Raw genomic sequence first — 19,028 nt, 5'->3', positions numbered from 1 at the left:
TTTCCTATTGGTTATTTATAAAATGAAAACAAATTATTGGTTTTACCTGATTGCAGGCTTCGTAGGGATTTTGGTGCTGCTGATGCTGGTCGACAGTTTCACTCAGCCTGGTGTACAGGATTTGAAGGGAGACTATCAGGAACTGGCCCAGTATCGAAACGAAAATAATACCGGTCCAGTGATCCGGGTTTTTGCGGTATATTCGGATGAGCAGCTTTGGGATGACATGCAATCCTATGGAGACTACATGCCGCATACCAAATACGGAAACACCCGTGTATTCTTTTTTGACAGGCCTTTGGAAGAACTGCGTTTGTTTCCGGAATCACCCTATTTTGACGAAAAATGGCAATCCTACTGTGTCGCTTCCTACGAAAAAACAGCTATGGGGCAGGTGAAATGGCAGCGGTATCCATTCCAAACAAATGAAGATTCTCTGGAGTGAGAAAAACGTTAAAAAAACTGTCCTTGCGTCCCTATTCCCCGATCTTTTTAAAGCCTGTTAATATTGATAAAGCGGAATGTACCAGGAGATATATTGATCTTCGAACTTGGGCAGGCAGCTTTCATTCTCCACGATTCTAATTTTTCTGCGAATCGCTTTTTCCAATTGCCTAAAATCCACCCCGTGCTTTTCAGGATCACTTTCACAGATGAAATACAAATCTTTAACTTCTCCTTGAATATCTACGTATATACGTGCTTGCGCTTTGATATTCCTGAAAATGGTTCTTGAGTCTTCATCAAAATAAGAGGAGATCTTTTCGAAATTCAATTCCCGACTTAGTAGGGCAGAAGAACAGTCAAGGCTTAACACTTCTGTATTGATTCGGGTGTAGTCTTTTGCCTCGGTTTTGACGACATAAGCGTTATTGGTTTTTAATATCTTATAATCGCTTCTGGATTGGCTCTTTACGGTTTCAGGTAAGCAAGAAAAGGCCAAAATAATAAATGTAAGCAATAAGGAATGCATAAACTGGATTTAATTGCTGCCTCAATCTTGTGAATAATTTTAGAAAAACACAAAGACCAATCCACAATTGGCGATAAGCATTTATCAATGGTAATTGTCACGATAATTTTACCATCGCTTTGATGACCTGATTGGAGGGCATCGTCAGTTCATTGAATTTATTGGGGATTTCTTCAAAATTTAGTGTGTGGGTATGGTATGCTTCGGTTGGGAACTGTTTATTCTCCAGGGTTTGGATAACCCTGAGAAAGTCCTCTTTGGTAGCGTTTCGACTACATAGGAGACTCAGTTCTTTGGCATGAATGGACGGATGGTGAAAAGATAAATTCTCTTTGTAGAGACCTACCAAGACGTATTTGCCGCCATGGCAGGCATAAAAAGGTCCTGATTCCATGGCTTGTTTGTTTCCGGTGGCATCAAATACGACCTGGTACTTGCTTTTATGGACAGGATTTTGGGACCGGGTGTCCCCTTCCTTGACGGGAGATAAGATATGGTCGGCTGAAAAGCTGGACTTGGCAACATTCAACCGCTCTAAGTTCAGGTCCATAGCCGTTACCGTAGCGCCGGCAATTTTTGAAAAAACCATCGTAGCCAATCCAATGGGGCCGCAGCCCATTACCAACACCTGATCTCTTTTTTTAACATTAGCCCTTTTGACGGCATGGGCGGCAACCGACAGCGGTTCCACCATGGCCATTTCGGTCCAGGTCAATTGTGGCGTGGGAATAAGAAGCCCTTCCGGCACGGCCAGGAATTCCTGCATGGCCCCGTCCGTATGTACTCCCAATACCTGAAGGGTTTCGCAACAATTGGTTTTGCCCGATTGGCAGGCGATGCAGCTGCCACAATGGATGTATGGAATGACGACCACTTTTTCTCCCTCTGAAATGGCACTTCCATTTGCCTGGCTGACAGCGGCAGCTATTTCGTGACCCAGAATTCGGGGATAAGAGAAAAAAGCTTGATTACCTGCATAAGCATGTAAATCTGTACCGCAAATTCCAATCTGTTTGATTTTTAGTTGTACTTCACCCGTTCTTAATGGAGGCACGTTGATGATTCGATTTACGAATGAGCCAGGTTGCTCACAACTGATGGCCTTCATTTGTTTTGGTTGTCTTAGTTCCATGTTACCCGTAAAAATAGAAAAAGCATACCTAATAGCCATGTAACTTCTAAATTAAACCAGTCAGGGAGTTACGGTGCATTAGAAGTATCGGGCATATTTGGAGAAAAATTTTCGTTTTTTTGAATGATTATCGGGGAAGTTAATTTACTGGATATGATTTCAATGAGGTATTTTAGAGCCGCATAATCACTTGCAGCAATGACATGATTTTTGACAGATAAAACGGCGTTTACAGTTACTATATTCTCAATCAAAGAAACCATATAAGAAAACGTTATTGACCCATCAGGAAGGGAAACCGATATTTCTTCTGGAAAATCGTCTAGAATATACCCTTGAGGCATTTCTATTTTAGCTGATAATCTGTCTGTGAAGTTGTAATTAAAGTCTACCGGAAAAGTCCTAGCGGTAGCCGTAAAGGGATTGGATTTCCATCTGTTGAGCAAAAACGGGATAATATACACATCTCCGCCATTCTTAATCTCTTTGATGGTATGAAGGGTAATTGTCATTTTGTCAATACCTTTCTGATCTAAAGAATGATTGATGAATAGTATTTTTTCCTGATCATCTAAAAGAAAATCCGGTTGTTTTTTTTCTAAATCTGAGGGTTCAATCCTGCTGACAGGAGGTTTTACAAAGTAGTCATAATTTATTAGTTTTAGGGATGTTTCGCGGAGCAAATTTTTATTGTCCTTAAAACGGATGTTTGTAAATTGATGCATTCCTGATTTATGGGGAAGCTGAACATCCATTAAACCGCTGTTTTCTTTCATTAGAATAAATCCCTGGCCAACATGAAAATCCAATGGTAAATATCCCATAGGAATGTCTGGATTGGTAGCATCCATAAAGATAAATTCCTCGCCTATTTCAGCCACAGCAATCAGTTGGTTAAATTGGTCCGCAAACGGAAAAGCAACCAGCATGGACCTGCCATTTCCCTTACTACTGATCATTAACGGATGTGCTTTGATACCGTTTGCTTTTAAATGCCTGATGAGGGCGAGGTTTATTTCAGCTCTATTTCCCCTCTTTTGAAAGGCTGTTTCTGAAAAAGGTTGCGTCGGAATAATTCCGGATTCTCCATTAAAACTAAAATTTTCACAAATAAAGTCATAAATAGCCCTGGCTTTCAGTATCGGATCATTGTTTTCAGGATCTAGGTGTATCGTGAGTACATCCTCATAATTTTCATTAAAAAAGGTGTCGGTTGGTTTATGATCAATAAAAAAATCGGCCAGATCCTGCCAGGTTTCAAACATTTTCTTGTAGTCACTGAAACTCTCCCCAAATACATGGTTATTTCTGTACGAGTACCCATCTAGTTGAAAAGCTACTTTTTCCAGATAATCAGCAACGTAATTCATATGGGGTTCTTCTTTTATAGATCTGAGTTCGTTTATTTCCCACCTGTAAACCCCTTTTCTATTGGTTTTGAAATCATAGGAGACGGTATTTACTCCCTGGCTCAATAATTTATAGTCCAGGTATTCCGGAATATCAATTGAATAAATTGATTTCATGGTAGGGATTTGATTTTGAAAGACCCAACCTTCCAAAAAAAGGATTCCTTTATCGATCAATTGATACTCATATTCTATGATGGACCCAATTTGAATATTCGGGAAAGTGAAACGCACCTCCATCCATCCGTTTCCCTCATCCACCTCAAAAAAATCATTTTTTGATAGTTTTGTAATGCTTTCATTTCCATTTTCAAAATTTACAGTTTGTGCTTTCAGTTTACTGATTTTTTGAATTTCATCCTCACCCTTAAAATACCGGATGGCTATGTCTCCGTTTTTCTTTCCACTTTCTTTTAAAATTTTTATCCTTCGATGGACAGTACTGTGTAATGCCGCTCCAAAAAAAAGGTTTATACACTTTTCCTGTATAACCACAGCTTCAGCTTCAGGTTCAAACGAAACGGTACTCAAACTGACTTCAAATGGTTCGTATTTCCCATAATTAAGATCCTGTGAAAAATTCTCAAATCCCCGCAGAAAGAATGTCATTAAGCTAAGAAGAATGAAAATTGGTCTCATTTTAAACTCATTTTATTTAAGTCTTTGTTATCAAATTTCTTGAAAATGACCCGCTGTCGCCGGTAATTATTCGAAACTGGAAGTCATCAATGGAGGTAAACGTATCCATCGTGTAATAAAAACCGCTATGATTTAATCCTTTCGGGTCATGAATTACCATTTTTTGATTAATTTGAGTTTCATAAAAAATGTTATCCAGAATGGTGGCTCTAGGATGCCTATCTGGAGGGAAGAGCAAATTCATTTCGAAAAGACAGTATGTATGCAGACCTGACATAGGAAAAATCGAAAACAATTTAAGATACTGTTTTTTGGAATAAAATGAAATAACGATTGGCTTATTTAGCATGAAAATTTATTCGAATCCGTTTTATCAGAATAACTAAATAAATGAATGACAATATTCGCATACCTTATAAACAATTGGAATCTACCCTGCAGGCAATCCTCATAAAATCAGGATTTGATGCTGAAAAAGCCGCTGTCTGTGCCTCACTTTTTGCCAGGGCAAGTTTGGATGGGGTAGCTTCCCATGGCTTAAATCGATTCCCCTCCTTTTTGGAGCAGGTCAGAAAAGGGCATGTGAAGGCCGGTGCCATGCCGGAAAAGGAGTATTCCTTGCCGGTGATGGAGCGCTGGAATGGAAACTTTGGTCCTGGCATGTATAACGCCCATTTTGCCATGAATAGAGCTATCGACATGGCTGCCGAAAATGGAATTGGCTGTGTGGCCATGAACCGTACCAACCATTGGATGAGGGCTGGAAATTATGGTTGGCAAGCAGCAGCGGCCGGTTGTATTGGAATTTGTTTTACCAATACCATACCGAATATGCCTGCCTGGGGAGGCAGTGAACCCAAATTGGGTAATAATCCGTTGGTAATTTCCATACCCTTTGGAAAGGAAGCGGTGGTGCTGGACATGGCCATGACACAATATTCTTATGGCAAAATGAGTATTTTCGAGAAAGAAAATAGGCCCATGCCCCATCATGCGGGGTTTGATCAACAGGGCGACCTGACCAAAGATCCGGTACATGTGTTGGCGGAGCAATTGGCCTTACCGATAGGCTTATGGAAAGGAGCAGGACTCTCGATGATGTTGGATTTAATGGCTGCCGGACTTTCCAAAGGTAAATCCACCCGGGAAATAGGCCTGCAAGGGGAGGAATACGGTATCTCTCAACTCTTTTTCTGTTTTCATCTGGAAAAGTTGGGAATAGATCCTTTGGAGATGGAGCGCAAAGTAGCTGGAGTGCTGGAGGATTTAAAGGCTTCGGCCGTTTTTAAAGGAATGGAGGTAAGCTATCCGGGGGAAAAATCCTATGAACGTAGGAAGGAAAACCTTGCCTCAGGGATTCCTGTAGATGGTGAAATCTGGAATACCGTGCTACAGATGCGGGAATAGGGATCAGGAAAGGCTGATGATGGATCTTGTTGAAGCAACTTTAATTGAATCTAAATCATGTTGGTATTGGTAATGGGATTGCCGGGAACCGGGAAAAGTTTTTTTGCCAAACGGCTGGCTGAAATGTCGGAAATGGTCTATCTTAATAGCGATCAGGTACGGATTGAATTGGGGTTGAGAGGACGGTACAGCAGTGATGATCGGCAAAAGGTATATGCAGCCCTGGTAGGCCAAACAAAAGGGTTGTTAAATGATAAAAAATCGGTTTTAGTGGATGCTACCTTTCAACGTAAAAAGAACCGAAGGGAATTTCAGGGGCTTGCTAAAAAACTGAATTGTCCGATTGCCTTCATTCGGGTTTGGGCCGAAGAAGGCCTGGTAGAAAAGCGGCTGGCGATTGAGCGGGAGGAAAGCGATGCGGATTTTTCGGTTTACCAAAAACTAAAGTTGGACTTTGACCCACTGGAAGGCGACTACCTGGATATCCGGTCTGAGGATGGGAAGATTGACCGAATGATACAGCAAGCGTTAGATTACCTGAAACTGGCGTATGAAGACTGAAGAGGTTCACAAATTAGCCAATGAAGGGCTTTATTTGGGTCACCGAATGGACGGAACGGTGCTGGAAACCCATATTTCCTGGATCATTTTAACCGGTAAATGGGCCTTCAAAATCAAGAAACCTGTCACGCTTTCTTTTCTGGACTATTCTGCCCTTGCATCAAGAGGCCATTTTTGCAAAGAAGAAATTTTGTTAAATAGCCGTTTTTCATCCATCTATGTCCGTTGCTGCCCGATTACCTGGGTCGAAGGAAACTGGGTTATGGATGGTAAAAGAGGCACAGTTCATGACTATGCGGTACTCATGAGACGAGTACCGGAAGCCTACCGGATGGATAAAATGTTGCAGGACGGAGAAGGATCGGAGGTGCTTATTGAAAAGCTGGCAAAGAAGGTAGCCGTTTTTCACCGGAAGCAGCCAGCAGAGGAGAGCCCATTTGATCTAAATCAAGCCAAAGAGATTTTTAGCGATATTTTGGATCCTTCGATTAGGTATACAAGCAGCCAACGGAAATTCCTTGAGAAGGCCGTTCGGTGGAGCAATGCGTTTCTGGAAGCGAACAGCGAGCGGTTTTCGGAAAGAGCTCGCCTGGGTTGGGTGCGGGACCTGCATGGAGACTTGCACGCAGGTAATATTTTTCTGACGGATCCTCCGGTAATTTTTGATTGTATCGAATTCAGTAAATCGATTCGTACCATTGACCTGTTATACGAGGTGGCTTTTCTTTGCATGGATTTGGAGCGGTATGGCAAAGCCGATTGGTCCGCCTTGTTTTTAAAAACGTACCTTCATCGGATTCCCGTACTGGATTACGAGCGGGATGGTCCCATTTTTAACTATTATAAGTGTTTGAGGGCCAATGTGCGGGCGAAGGTGTTGGGTTTGGACCCATCCGATAGTGCGGAGAAACAGGAACAGCAGCAAGCCTACTTTCGGCTGATGGAAAGATACATGCAGCAGTAAGCAGGCATGTTCCAGCCCAAGGACTCAAAATTGGAGGCTTTCGGTGATACCGGCTTCCTTTTAACGTAATTCGATAAAATTTTTTGCAATAGACAAATGTCCCAGCGTAAACCTTTTTTTATGCCTGTGGACACTGGTTCGCTGAATGATTTCCTTCAGGGTTTTCATGACGGATAGGGTGTGCTTTCCCTTATTGATCATGATACATTCTGCTAGTGAAGCCTGACCTGCATCGGTTATTTCGGATCGGGTGGGCATACCCAGCTTGTGGAGGTTTTCGAGTACCTGGGTAGCCCATACCACGGGCACTTGAGCAGATTCGCAAATCCAGAGGATTTCCTCCTGTATTTCCCCCATGCGTTCGAAGCCAATTTCAACGGCCAAATCACCCCTGGCGATCATGACCCCAAACGGCGGGGACTTCATGCCTTCCAGAATCAAGGCGGGCAAATTTGCCACCGAATCAGGTGTTTCGATCTTGTAAACAATGTCCGGCATTGGGCCTTTGATTCGCTGTAATTCGTTGTGCAAATTCTGAATATCCTGAGGTGTTTTTACGAAGGAATATCCCAGAATATTGGCGTGGCGACATATAAAGGGAAGGCAGCGTTTGTCAAAATCCGTTAGTGAGGGAATGCTGAGGTGGGTGTCCGGGAAATTAATTCCTTTGCCCGATTTGATGCGTCCCTTTTTGGAAGAAACCCTATCCAGGGTAACTGCCGCTTTTCCTTTTTCGGTCTGGGTGACCCTGCCGCTGATTTCCCCATCGTCAATGAATACCCGATGTCCTGGTGCCAGCGAGGCAATAATACCTTTTTCATTGGGGTCCAACACCACGAATTCTTCCTTCAAATTGTCCATGGATTCGGAAAGCCAGATCGTTTCCCCAACAGCTACCTTTACCTTCCCTTTCTTTTTACCTTTACCCAGTAGCACGGTTCGGATTTTTGGCCCCGCCAGGTCCAGGTGGATTTTGCAGCTTTTTCCCGTCCTTTTTTCGGCTTCCCTGATTTGATCCACCATGGATTTCCAAACGGACTCATCATCGTGGGCACAATTTATCCGCGCTACGTTCATGCCCTGAAGCAAAAGGTCTTCTATCATACCCCTGTCCTCGGCAAAAGCACTGTCAAAAGTGACCATCACCGAAGGCATTCCCGGGATTTCAGTTGGGCCGAACAGTTCCTGACTGTTAGCAGTCAATTGGTTTTGACTATCCGTGAAAGTGCAGGAGTTGAGTTCTTCTGCCAAATAGTGATGCCCCAGGCGTTGCCGGATGGTCTGAATTTGCCGGTGGATATGGTTTTCGGAATTGGACAGGGCGGAAAGCCCGTATAAATGCAGCTTTTCCTGCAGCGATTTCCTGTCCTCACTTCGAAAGTAAAGGTATTGGACAAGGTTCCGCGCAGCGGGCAAGTACCTTTCCGGTAGTTGTTCCAGTTGGTGCTGGTGATCCTGGTTGGCTTCCAACAGCCCCTGCTCCAGCGCACCCAGTTCCTGATTTAGTTGATCCAATTCGTCTTCCATCAGGAGTAAATATAAGAGATATTTTGGGGATTCTATTTGGTAAAAGCTGGCAGTTAGGTCGGAGATACTGTATTTTATCGCAGCGAGTGGATGTAGGCAGATAAAGAAGAAATGGGTCTAAGGGATTTCGCAGTGCTTGATAAGTGGATGATCGTGTTTTTCGGCTAAATTTGCCTAAACCTGCCTGCAGTTTTGGCATAGCTGCTATTGATACTGCGGCCAGGCCCGGTAGGCCAGGATGCCGCCTGATACCAGCAACAGTACCTGTAAAAACAAACTGGGGGCTGTTTCCAGATTTCTTCCAATGACAAAAAGTAGAAAAACCATGGAGAAAAAGGCCAGCAATCCGGTTACTTCCTTTTCTTGCTCGCCGACTTTTCGGTTGTAAAAAATCTTGGCTACCAGTCCGCCATAGAGAAAGGTAAACCAAATCAACCGGTGTCTGAGATTTTTCACCACGTAGCTAAAGGTGGGAAAATCCTTTCCTTCCAGGGTTACGAGCACAAGATCAATAAGCACCATCAATCCCAGCATGGCTGCCACAACGATTTTGACTGTTCGGATTTCCGACAAATGCCTTTTTAGAAAACGGTTTAGTTTTTTCATGGTGTCTCCAAATAATTCATAGACCAAAAAAAGTGACCATACAATACACCGGCTAGTAAAAGCCCCATCAGGAAGGTCCTGGATTTCTTAAACGAGACCTTGAAACCAATCAGTGCCATGACTATCGCGAGGCCAAATAGGATTAAAACCGGAAACATCCCATTTGACATTTTAAAGGCCTCATTGGTGGTGCCTAGAAACAGGTGTCCGGCAATTGCGCCCAGTGCAAAGGGAATAAAGAAGGCGCGGCCCTGTGACCATTCGAGTAATAGAATATTGGAGGTGTCATTGTCAATGTCATTGATATTCAAGAAAATTTCAACGATCAGGTAGGCAACAACCAAACCAATCATTACATAGATTACCAATAAATACTGCGCACCTTCCATATTCAAATTAGAAAATTCAACTTAATTTAATGGTTTTTTTGGCAAATTGAAATGGATGAGCCCACTAATTTTAATTACCTATGGGTCGTAAGACTACTGTCTATAAGGGGGATGCGCTCATTCCGGGTTGGTCTTGTTAGCAGCCAACCTAATTCTGACCCCCTCGATTTCCAGGGGAAGGGCTTGTAAGGTGAGAAAAGTACTGTATGCACCATTTCCTTTTTTTACGAAGTAATTTTGACAGTGCCTTATTGGTTCGCACCCGATTGACGTTAAATAACTTATTTCCCAGCCGAAGACTTCATGAGAATACACCTGTTACCTTTACACAATAAAATAAGCAGTACATACCTTTTTTAGTATTTTTTGTACTCAAATAGCTATAGAGCTCATAGAAGTCAGGCGTCGGATAGTCAATTCCAATAAAATGGTGCTAAATTTAAATATTTGAAAAGTGATAAATTTGATACATGAGTGAAAATCAATATAGCGACCTATTGCTTGACCAAACCAAAGATCTCATTTGGGCAGTGGATAATAATTTATACCTGGTCTACGCCAACAGAGCCTATCTAAACTTGATGAAGGAAGTAACAGGAGTAGAGAAAGAGCTAAACCGGCCCGTCTTGGTGGAAGGTTTTGGGGAGGGCTATATTGAAAAATGGAAGGCCTATTACCGACGTGCACTTTCAGGAACCTATTTTGAAATCGAAGAGCATTTTTATAACCCGGAAACCAAAGAGATTCAGTACGGCCAAATTTCCTTTTCCCCTATTCATAATGAAGAAGGTGAAATTCTGACGGTCGCCTGCCGAAATACCGACATCACCCCGGTCATCAAGCAAAAAGATCACGCAAGCCGGTTGATGGACGCTTCGCTGGACGTTTTCTGTACCATAGATGAGGCGGGAAATTTTGTATTTGTAAGTGCTGCTTCCACTAAGCATTGGGGCTATCCTCCTGAAGAGCTGATAGGTAAGCCCTACAGAGAGCTGATTATAGAGGAAGATCTGGAAAAAACAGACCGGGTCGCCGCTGAAATCATGGCAGGGAGGGAATTCAGAACTTTCTCCAATCGATTTCGGATGAAACAGGGGGGAATCGCTTATAATTTATGGTCAGCTCGTTGGGATCATGAATCCAAATGGATGTATTGTGTAGCCAGAGACGCGAAGGAAAAAATTGAAGAAGAAGCAGAAAAGGAGTTGCACAGCCAGATTAGCCTTAGTTTCAATACGGAAGAAGAATTGATATCGGCCGCCAACCGTCTTTGCAAGAATCTATATGGCTTCGGCAAGTTTGATTTGATAGAACTCTGGTGCCCAAATATGGAGCGAACACAGATTCAGCTAATGGGGTACAGCACTCACAACCAGGAATTTTATGAGTTGGAGCCATCCGCAGCTTCATTTCAGAAGAATGAAGGATTGCCGGGAAAAGTTTGGGAAAATGGCAAACAGTTCTTTTGGGATGAAAAACAGATCCAGATAGATTTCATCAGGAAAAATGGAGCCTCCCACCTGGGGTTGCAAGCCATACTTGGGATACCCTTAACCTTTAATGAGGAATTGGTAGGTGTACTGCTTATTGGAACCCGGCGGGAGCCGGATTATTTGCAGCAGTACCGCCCGGTTTTAGGCCGACTGGAAAAATTTATTGGTTCAGAAATCAACCGGAAGCGATTGGAGGATGACCTTAAGCACCTGTATCAAGCCATTCCGGACATTCTCTGTATGGCAGATTTTAATGGCCGATTCTTGAAAATGAATCCGGCCGGTTGTGATTTATTGGGTTATAAAGAAGAAGAAATCCTATTTCATTCCTTTGATGAATTTGTCCATCCTGAAGACAAGGATATTTCTACCAATGAAGTGAAGCAGCTTGAAAAGGGGGCAACCACCTTTCAATTTGAAAACAGGTACCTTACCAAAGCGGGCAAAATTATTTGGCTGAGCTGGAGTTGTAATTCTTCTATCCAAGAAGGCTTAATTTATGCTTCCGCAAAAAACATTACCGCGGAGGTTCAATTAAGAGAGCTAAACGCCCAAGCCGGATCGATGGCAAAAATTGGCTCCTGGGAAGTTAATGTAGAGAAAAATACCGTTTTCTGGTCTAAAATGGTTCATCAGCTGCATGAAACCGATCCCGATTCTTTTTTCCCCGATTTAGAGACGAGTATTAATTTTTATCGGGAGGATTTCAGGCCACTGGTTCAAAGCCATATTGAAAAAAGTATCGCTACGGGGGAGGGGTTTGATTTTGAAGCTGTGATTATCACCAAGAAGCTCAAAGAAAGGTGGGTACGGGCCATTGGTACGGTGGAAATCATGGATGGAAAAGCTATAAGGTTTTATGGTAGCTTTCAGGATATCACCGATAGAAAAGCGTTTGAGTTACGATTGCAATCATTCGCCAACAACCTGCCGGGGGTAGCCTTTCAGTATTTTATCTATCCTGATGGGACTGACAAATTGAAATTTGTAACCGAGGGGGCGCAGAAGGTATGGGGCTTTGATGCGGATAGCGTGACGAAAGACAATAACCTTGTCTGGAAGCAAATTGAGTTGGGAGGGGAGTTAGATGCGGTAAAGAAGAGCATCAGGAATTCGGTAGAGACCAAATCAGAATGGAAGGCTCAGTGGCGGTATGTCCTGCCGACCAATGAACTTCGCATACATACCGGATATGGATCACTAGCTTTTCTTCCTGATGGCACCACCGTTTTTAATTCATTAATATTGGATATAACGGATGAATTTAGAAGTGAAGAACTGCTTAAACAAGCTTCTGAAATGGCAAAAATCGGGAGTTGGGAGCTGAACCTGGTTGATCAGGATAATGACAGCATGTACTGGTCACCGATGACTCGGGAAGTTTTGGAGGTAAATGAGAGCTATAATCCATCGTTGACAGGTGGTTTTGAGTTCTATTTCGGTGAAAATAAGGAGAAGATTCAAACAGCGGTTGATCTGTTGGTGGAAAAGGGACAGGATTTTGACCTGGAATTGCTCATCACCACTGTGGATGGAAAAGAAAAATGGATACGGTGTATCGGCAAAGGGGAATGGGTAAACGATACCTGCACAAAAATATACGGCAGTTTTCAGGACATTCATGCAGCCAAATCCAATGAGCTTCGGTTGAAGGAAATTCTCGATAGTATCTCAGATGCCTTTTATGCCGTAGATGCTCATTGGAATTTTACCTATTTTAATAAGGAAGCCGAAAATCTATTAAAGAAAAGTGCAGACGAGGTGTTGGGCAGAAACTTATGGGAAATTTTTTATCCAGCCAAGGGGACTTTTCTGGAGGAGGTGTACAGGCATGTAGCTTCAACCGGCCAATCTGAAAACTTTGAGTACCAATATCCAGGAAATGGGGCATGGTATGAAATCACGACTTATCCCTCAAGTGGAGGCATTTCCTCTTATTTTAAAAATATTGATGAACGCAAGAAGGCCGCCCAAGAGCTTGAAAAAGCCTATAGGGAGAGGAATGAAATTCTGGAAAGTATTAGTGATGCGTTTTTTGCCGTAAATGAGTCCTGGACCGTAACCTACTGGAACAAGCAAGCGGAAACGGTTTTAGGAAAGGAAAAAAAAGAGATGGTGGGCAAAAACCTATGGGAAGAATATCCCGATGCCATTGACACCGATTTTTATAGGCAATACCACCAGGCGATGGATAGCGGTGAAACCGTCAGGTTTGAGGAATATTATCCCACCCAGGACCTATGGGTAGATGTGACAGTTTATCCCTCCGGAAACGGCTTGTCCCTATACTTCAAAGACATCACCCTGAGGAAAGCAGCGGATATCCGATTAGTAAATGCCAATGAGCGGTTTGAATTGGCGACACAAGCCACCAACGATGCTATTTGGGATTGGGATATAGACAATGATACGTTTGTCAGGTCTACAAACATTTCTAAATTTTTTGGAAATACCACTGCTACCGAAATGAATAGTAGGCAGTTTTGGCAGGACAATTTTCATCATGATGACCTTGCCGAATTGAAGGATAGTATTCAACGGTCGCTTGATAGCCCGGATGTGCTGCGTTGGGAGATGGAGTACCGAATCCTAAATGAGCAACAAGATATTATCTATGTAAAAGATAGAGGAGTGATCGTTCGGGATGAAAATGGAAAGCCGAGACGAATGGTGGGGGCAATGACAGATCTGACTCGACAAAAGAAGCTGCAAACGGAGCTCTACCAGATCAATGAATCCCTAAAAATCTATGCGAAAGAACTGGAGCGCTCCAATGAGGAGTTAGAGCAATTCGCCTTTATCACCTCACACGATTTGCAAGAGCCTTTGCGGATGATTTCTAGTTTCATGGACCAGTTAAAACGGAAATATGCCGATCAATTGGATGATAAGGCACTCCAGTATATTCATTATGCAACGGATGGTGCCAAACGGATGAAACAGATTATTCTCGATTTATTGCTTTATTCCAGAGCGAATAAGCTTATTGACGAGATGGAAGAAGTAAATCTGAATAGAGTACTTTCGGATTACAGGCATTTGAGAAGGAAACTTATTGCCGAGAAAAGCGCATCGTTCAATTCGGATGACTTGCCCGTCTTGAAAACATACAAGGCTCCACTGGCCCAAATCTTTCATTCGTTGCTCGATAATTCCTTAAAATATGCAAAGGACAATGTGCCTTCTCAAATCGAGATACAGGTGAATGAAAATGAAAAGGAATGGGAATTTGCTATTAAGGACAATGGAATAGGGATTGAGGAAAAATTCTTCGACAAGATCTTTGTCATTTTCCAAAGGCTGCATAATAGAGAACAATACGAGGGAACGGGTATTGGATTATCAATAGTAAAGAAGACGGTGACCTTTCTGGGAGGAAAGGTTTGGCTGGAATCTACCGTCGGTGAAGGCACAACCTTCTATTTTACCATTGCAAAAAATAAGAAGTAATATGAACATTAACTTTCCGGTTATCGCCCTTGGAGCATCTGCCGGGGGGCTTGAGCCATTAGAGCTTTTCTTTGAAAACACGAACAAAAAATCGAAATATGCTTATGTGATTATTCAACATCTTGCCCCCAACCATAAAAGTTTGATGGATGAGTTGCTCTCCCGCCATACCAAGCTTCCGATAAAAAAAATCGAGCACGGAATGCCGATAGAAAGAGGGAACATCTACCTCAACCCTCCCAAAAAATTTGTTGAGATAAAGGCCGGGAAGTTTTTTCTGAGCGAGAAGGAGGATCGGACGTTAAGCTTTCCCATAAGCGATTTCTTTAGTTCCCAGGCAGAAAACATGCAGGAAAAAGCCTGCGCCATTGTCCTATCGGGTACGGGAAGTGATGGTTCCAAAGGAGTAAAGTTTGTCAAAGAAAAAGGAGGGTTGGTATTGGTGCAAGATCCACAGCAGGCTAAATTTAACGGAATGCCCAATAATGCCATCTACACCGGAGTGGTGGATAAGGTCTGCCGGGTAGAGATGATGCATGAGGAGATTGATCGGTTTTTCGAAAATCGGGATACCATTTCTCAAAATTATGGCAATTCGTCAAAAGCAAACTCCGTCATCACGGATATATTAAAAAGCATCGAAGAACAGATTAACGTCGATTTTACAGGGTATAAGTACACCACCGTATCCCGAAGAATCAGCAGGAGAATGAGTATTCTGGATTACACCAAAATGGATGCGTATTTCAACTATCTGCAAGATAATCAGAATGAAGCGCAACTTTTGGCCAAAGAATTGCTAATTGGTGTCACGCGCTTTTTTAGAGACGAGGATGCTTTCAACGCACTTAAAACCCAGGTGATTCCCAAATTGATGGAAGAAAACAGTGATTCGAAATCCATACGGGTATGGGTTCCGGGTTGTTCATCCGGGGAAGAAGCGTACTCCATTGCCCTATTGATCAAAGACTACCTGAGGGCCAATAAGTTACAGTATGAGGTGAATATTTTTGCAACCGATTTAGATAAAGAAGCCATTAAAAGGGCTGCAAACCGGGTTTTTTCCAAAAACATCAGTGCTGAAATCCCTGCTGAGTACCTAAATACTTATTTTGTAACTCAAAAAAACGGGTATGCCATCGCCAAAGAGATTCGCGAAATGATCGTGTTTTCAGTACATAATGTGATTCAGGATCCTCCGTTTAATAAAATAGACCTGATTAGTTGCAGAAATCTCTTGATCTATCTTACCGATTCAGTTCAACAGCAGCTTTTTACCATATTCCAGTACTCGCTTAAATCAAATGGCGTATTATTCTTAGGTTCAAGTGAGACCTTGGGAACTGCCCGTGATGAATTTTCCGAGTTGAATAAACAGTCCAATATTTTCCTTAACAAGGAAAACAAGAAGTTTGTCCAACGACTGCATTCAATTAAAAAAAGGTATCCTGCCAGCAGCGACCACCTACCAACAAACGACGCTGACAGCAAACCACCTATTTTACAGGCAAATAAAAAAGGTCTTTTAAACGAAATTCAGCATTCGCTTATTCAAGAGTATGTTCCGGATTCGTTGGTTGTAGACGAGCATTTTAACTTGCTTCATAGCTCCGGCAATGCCCACCGGCTTTTGACCTTGCCTTCGGGTGAGATAAGTTCCAATATTTTCAGGATGCTACCCGAGTCCCTTTCCGTTCCGTTGGAGGTGGTTGCCAATAAAGTTTTGCAAACCGGTAAATTGGTAACCTTGGCGGATATTAAAATACCCGAAGAATTGAAAGCTATCTTTGGTTCCAATCTTTTTTTAAGTATCAAGGTTCGAAAAAAAGAACTGTTTGATGGCATGGATTACCTGTTTATCACCTTTGAATCCTCCTCGATAAGGCTTACCGAAAAATCACCCTCAGAGAATGTAACGATCAATACGGTCTCCCAGGAAAAAATCCATATTCTTGAAAGGGAGCTTAGAATCAATCGGGAGACACTGCAAACTACCATTGAAGAACTGGAATCAAGCAATGAGGAATTGCAAGCCACCAATGAAGAACTGCAAAGCTCTAATGAAGAGCTGGAATCGGTCAATGAAGAGCTATATACCGTAAATGCGGAATACGAACAGAAAAACCAGGAACTTTCTCAGTCCAATGATGATTTAAACAACCTAATTCGCAGTACCGAATTAGCCATTTTATTTTTAGATGCTAATCTGAACATCCGCAAATTCACCCCGGCGATTAAAAAGATTTTGGACCTGGTACCCCATGATATCGGTAGAAATATCAGTCAGTTCAGGGCAAAAATACAATTAGATAACTTCCTTGAACACATCGAATCGGTGGTGGCAGAATCGGTTTCCTATGAATTTACCATAGAGGACATCAAGGGTAAAGAATACCTTCTAAAAATCGCACCTTTCAAATCCCATAAAAAGGAAGTGAGGGGAATTACATTGGTATTTGTAGACCTGACCCAAGCCAATAAACTTAAGAAGGCCATTGAGGTCTCGGAAAAAGCCTTGTCCGACCTGGAGCTGAAGCATGAAAACCAAGATGAAATTTTCAAGTTGATTTCCAACAACCTACGTGACATGGTGTGCATCGTTTCTCCGGATGGAACCATTGAATACTGCAGCCCATCAGGAGCAAAAATCACCGGATATTCGCTTGAAAAGCTCTACCACATCAATTTATTGGATCAAATAGTTGATGAAAACCATCGGAACATCTTTCAGAAAGCGTTTTCAAGTGCAAACAAGAATCAAGATCCCGGATTGATAGAATTTGAGTTTAAAAGACCTGAGGACAACAGCAGGTGGTTGGAGGCCAGTATCAAACCCATTTTGCAAAAGAAATCAGAGGAACAAAAATTCTTGTTGATCATCAGGGATATTCATCAAAGAAAATTAAACGAGTTTGAATTCACGAAAAACGCGTTGATTGCCGAACAAACCAGTAGTGCAGTGCTTATTACGGATATTTCCGGAGCGATAAGTTTTGCCAATGACGCTTTTGAAAAAATGAGCGGATATCATGAACATGAAATTTTAGGTAAGAAGCCAGGAAGCTTTTTGCAGGGCTCCGAATCTGACCCTGAGCTTATTCAATTGATGTCTAGATCCTTAGAGGAGAGAAAGCCCTTTAATGTAGACATTACCAATTATGGCAAGTCAGGATATAAATATATCGTCAATATAAAAGCAGAACCGCTCAAAGACAAAGAAGGAGATTTAATTGGCTTTTTCTCCATACAGAATGATATTACCGACCAACAAGACCGAATCAATCAGATACATAAATTGAATGCCATTGTTAAAGAACAGTTTCGCAAGTTAAAGGAGGTAAACAAATCCTTGGAAGATTTTGCCTACATTGCCTCACATGATTTGAAGGCACCCATACGTAATATCAAAGGGCTTTTGGGCATCATCAGAAAAAAAGGGGATGCATTAGGAGAGGAGAAAAGGAAGAAATATTTTGACGTGATCGTTTCTTCATCAAATGAAATGGATCAGATGATCAATAATTTACTTGAGTATTCACGGACTGGTGTATCCAATGAGAAATGGGAGCTGGTGAAAATTCCGGAACTATTCCGAGAAGTAGTTCAGCTTTTTCGATCCGATTTGGATAAAATAAAGGGAAAAGTCATTTACGATTTTGCGGTAGCTGAAGCGCCTGTATACCCCATTCTCTTTAAACGGTTAGTCAGTAATTTGATCAGCAATGCGATTAAATACAGAAGGGAACAAGATCTGATAATTCATCTCAAAAATAAGAGGGTTGCAAATGGGATTTTATTCGAAATTTCGGATAACGGAGTAGGGATTCCCCATGAAGAATCCGAAACTATTTTTAAGATGTTCAAATCGTTGAAACCGGATAAAGAAAGTAACGGAATTGGTTTGTCTGTCTGTAAGAAAATAGTCGAGTTACATGAGGGAACGATTTGGGTAGCATCAGAAGAAGCCAAAGGTTCCACCTTCTCCTTTACAATTGCGGAAAATTTATAATCCTAATATGAACGAAAATAAACTGAAGTTAGCACATATTTTACTCATAGAGGACAATGAAGGTGATATTCTCCTTACACTTGATGCCTTTGAGGAATGCAAGTTAGGTACTCAGGTTAGTGTGGCACGGAACGGGCAGGAAGCACTGGATTTTTTGAATAAAAAAGGAGCATTTACAGATGTGGAAAGGCCCGATTTGATTTTATTGGACATCAATATTCCGATTTATAATGGGCATGAGGTGTTGGAAGAGATTAAACGGGATAGGAGCCTCAGAAAAATTCCCGTTATCATGCTTACGACCTCTTCAAACGAGAATGACATCGAAAGAGCATACAAAAGTCACTGTAATAGTTATATTCAAAAGCCCTTGAACATGGATGATTTCCTGAAAGTTATTCAAAAAATCGAGGAGTTTTGGTTGCAGCTTTCTGTTTTGCCTAAGTAATTGAGGACTGAAATAGTACAT

General features: G+C 42.1%; 13 protein-coding genes. 7 read left to right on the top strand and 6 right to left on the bottom strand.

The genetic code is table 11. The features are described 5' to 3' along the window. Positions 1 to 22 precede the first annotated feature (22 nt). Positions 23 to 445, top strand: a complete 423-nt coding sequence (locus tag GJS45_RS16490) for a hypothetical protein (protein WP_162342971.1) — start codon at positions 23 to 25, stop codon at positions 443 to 445. A gap of 57 nt (positions 446 to 502) precedes the next feature. On the opposite strand, the gene GJS45_RS16485 is transcribed toward GJS45_RS16490, so the two are convergent. From GJS45_RS16485 to GJS45_RS16475, 3 genes are all read right to left on the bottom strand, one after another. Then, positions 503 to 973, bottom strand: coding sequence for a hypothetical protein (locus GJS45_RS16485; protein WP_162342970.1), 471 nt, complete (start codon positions 971 to 973; stop codon positions 503 to 505). A 97-nt stretch (positions 974 to 1,070) separates the two neighbouring features. Beyond that, positions 1,071 to 2,144 carry a zinc-binding alcohol dehydrogenase family protein gene (locus tag GJS45_RS16480; RefSeq protein ID WP_235954818.1) on the bottom strand — a complete coding sequence of 358 codons (1,074 nt, stop codon included), beginning with the start codon at positions 2,142 to 2,144 and terminating at the stop codon, positions 1,071 to 1,073. Between the two features lie 29 nt (positions 2,145 to 2,173). Then, positions 2,174 to 4,153 (bottom strand): DUF3857 domain-containing protein, encoded by a 1,980-nt coding sequence (locus GJS45_RS16475; RefSeq protein ID WP_162342969.1) that lies wholly within the window; start codon positions 4,151 to 4,153, stop codon positions 2,174 to 2,176. 390 nt (positions 4,154 to 4,543) lie between these two features. Between GJS45_RS16475 and yiaK the strand changes: the two genes are divergently transcribed. Genes yiaK through GJS45_RS16460 form a run of 3 tightly spaced genes read left to right on the top strand, consistent with a single transcriptional unit; the run spans position 4,544 to position 7,085 of the window. After that, positions 4,544 to 5,560, top strand: coding sequence for a 3-dehydro-L-gulonate 2-dehydrogenase (gene yiaK, locus GJS45_RS16470; RefSeq protein WP_162342968.1), 1,017 nt, complete (start codon positions 4,544 to 4,546; stop codon positions 5,558 to 5,560). 57 nt (positions 5,561 to 5,617) lie between these two features. After that, positions 5,618 to 6,121, top strand: a complete 504-nt coding sequence (locus GJS45_RS16465) for an AAA family ATPase (RefSeq protein ID WP_162342967.1) — start codon at positions 5,618 to 5,620, stop codon at positions 6,119 to 6,121. Further along, entirely contained in the window at positions 6,111 to 7,085 is a 975-nt protein-coding gene (locus tag GJS45_RS16460; protein ID WP_162342966.1) for a phosphotransferase, read from the top strand. The genes GJS45_RS16465 and GJS45_RS16460 overlap by 11 nt, the downstream gene beginning before the upstream one ends. A gap of 60 nt (positions 7,086 to 7,145) precedes the next feature. Here the strand turns inward: GJS45_RS16460 and GJS45_RS16455 are convergent, their stop codons facing one another. The 3 genes from GJS45_RS16455 to GJS45_RS16445 form a co-directional block, all read right to left on the bottom strand. Continuing rightward, on the bottom strand, positions 7,146 to 8,612 hold the full coding sequence (locus GJS45_RS16455) for a pyruvate kinase (protein WP_162342965.1): 1,467 nt from the start codon (positions 8,610 to 8,612) through the stop codon (positions 7,146 to 7,148). A 204-nt stretch (positions 8,613 to 8,816) separates the two neighbouring features. Beyond that, positions 8,817 to 9,218, bottom strand: coding sequence for a hypothetical protein (locus GJS45_RS16450; protein WP_162342964.1), 402 nt, complete (start codon positions 9,216 to 9,218; stop codon positions 8,817 to 8,819). Further along, positions 9,215 to 9,607, bottom strand: coding sequence for a hypothetical protein (locus tag GJS45_RS16445; protein WP_162343152.1), 393 nt, complete (start codon positions 9,605 to 9,607; stop codon positions 9,215 to 9,217). Before GJS45_RS16445 ends, GJS45_RS16450 begins: the two co-directional genes overlap by 4 nt. Positions 9,608 to 10,077: 470 nt before the next feature. On the opposite strand from GJS45_RS16445, the gene GJS45_RS16440 reads away from it, so the two are divergent. From GJS45_RS16440 to GJS45_RS16430, 3 genes are read left to right on the top strand one after another with little or no spacing between them, the layout of a single operon-like run. Beyond that, a complete protein-coding gene (locus tag GJS45_RS16440) occupies positions 10,078 to 14,550 on the top strand; it encodes a PAS domain S-box protein (protein WP_162342963.1) in 4,473 nt (1,490 codons plus the stop codon). A 1-nt stretch (position 14,551) separates the two neighbouring features. Continuing rightward, the gene (locus tag GJS45_RS16435) at positions 14,552 to 18,559 is read left to right on the top strand and encodes a CheR family methyltransferase (protein WP_162342962.1); all 4,008 of its coding nucleotides are present in this window, start codon (positions 14,552 to 14,554) and stop codon (positions 18,557 to 18,559) included. A 7-nt stretch (positions 18,560 to 18,566) separates the two neighbouring features. Next, positions 18,567 to 19,007, top strand: a complete 441-nt coding sequence (locus GJS45_RS16430) for a response regulator (protein ID WP_235954816.1) — start codon at positions 18,567 to 18,569, stop codon at positions 19,005 to 19,007. The last annotated feature ends 21 nt before the right edge of the window (positions 19,008 to 19,028 follow it).

Origin of the sequence: Cyclobacterium salsum (assembly GCF_010119245.1) — a bacterium.
GTDB lineage: Bacteria > Bacteroidota > Bacteroidia > Cytophagales > Cyclobacteriaceae > Cyclobacterium > Cyclobacterium salsum.
This window is presented reverse-complemented; position numbering and strand designations above follow the sequence as displayed.

Bases quoted from the DNA above. Each gene is read 5' to 3' on its own strand.
- GJS45_RS16475 (WP_162342969.1), bottom strand. From the start codon at position 4,153: ATGAGACCAATTTTCATTCTTCTTAGCTTAATGACATTCTTTCTGCGG.
- GJS45_RS16480 (WP_235954818.1), bottom strand. From the start codon at position 2,144: ATGGCTATTAGGTATGCTTTTTCTATTTTTACGGGTAACATGGAACTA.
- yiaK (WP_162342968.1), top strand. From the start codon at position 4,544: ATGAATGACAATATTCGCATACCTTATAAACAATTGGAATCTACCCTG.
- GJS45_RS16435 (WP_162342962.1), top strand. From the start codon at position 14,552: ATGAACATTAACTTTCCGGTTATCGCCCTTGGAGCATCTGCCGGGGGG.
- GJS45_RS16450 (WP_162342964.1), bottom strand. From the start codon at position 9,218: ATGAAAAAACTAAACCGTTTTCTAAAAAGGCATTTGTCGGAAATCCGA.
- GJS45_RS16465 (WP_162342967.1), top strand. From the start codon at position 5,618: ATGTTGGTATTGGTAATGGGATTGCCGGGAACCGGGAAAAGTTTTTTT.
- GJS45_RS16445 (WP_162343152.1), bottom strand. From the start codon at position 9,607: ATGGAAGGTGCGCAGTATTTATTGGTAATCTATGTAATGATTGGTTTG.
- GJS45_RS16485 (WP_162342970.1), bottom strand. From the start codon at position 973: ATGCATTCCTTATTGCTTACATTTATTATTTTGGCCTTTTCTTGCTTA.
- GJS45_RS16455 (WP_162342965.1), bottom strand. From the start codon at position 8,612: ATGGAAGACGAATTGGATCAACTAAATCAGGAACTGGGTGCGCTGGAG.
- GJS45_RS16430 (WP_235954816.1), top strand. From the start codon at position 18,567: ATGAACGAAAATAAACTGAAGTTAGCACATATTTTACTCATAGAGGAC.
- GJS45_RS16440 (WP_162342963.1), top strand. From the start codon at position 10,078: ATGAGTGAAAATCAATATAGCGACCTATTGCTTGACCAAACCAAAGAT.
- GJS45_RS16460 (WP_162342966.1), top strand. From the start codon at position 6,111: ATGAAGACTGAAGAGGTTCACAAATTAGCCAATGAAGGGCTTTATTTG.
- GJS45_RS16490 (WP_162342971.1), top strand. From the start codon at position 23: ATGAAAACAAATTATTGGTTTTACCTGATTGCAGGCTTCGTAGGGATT.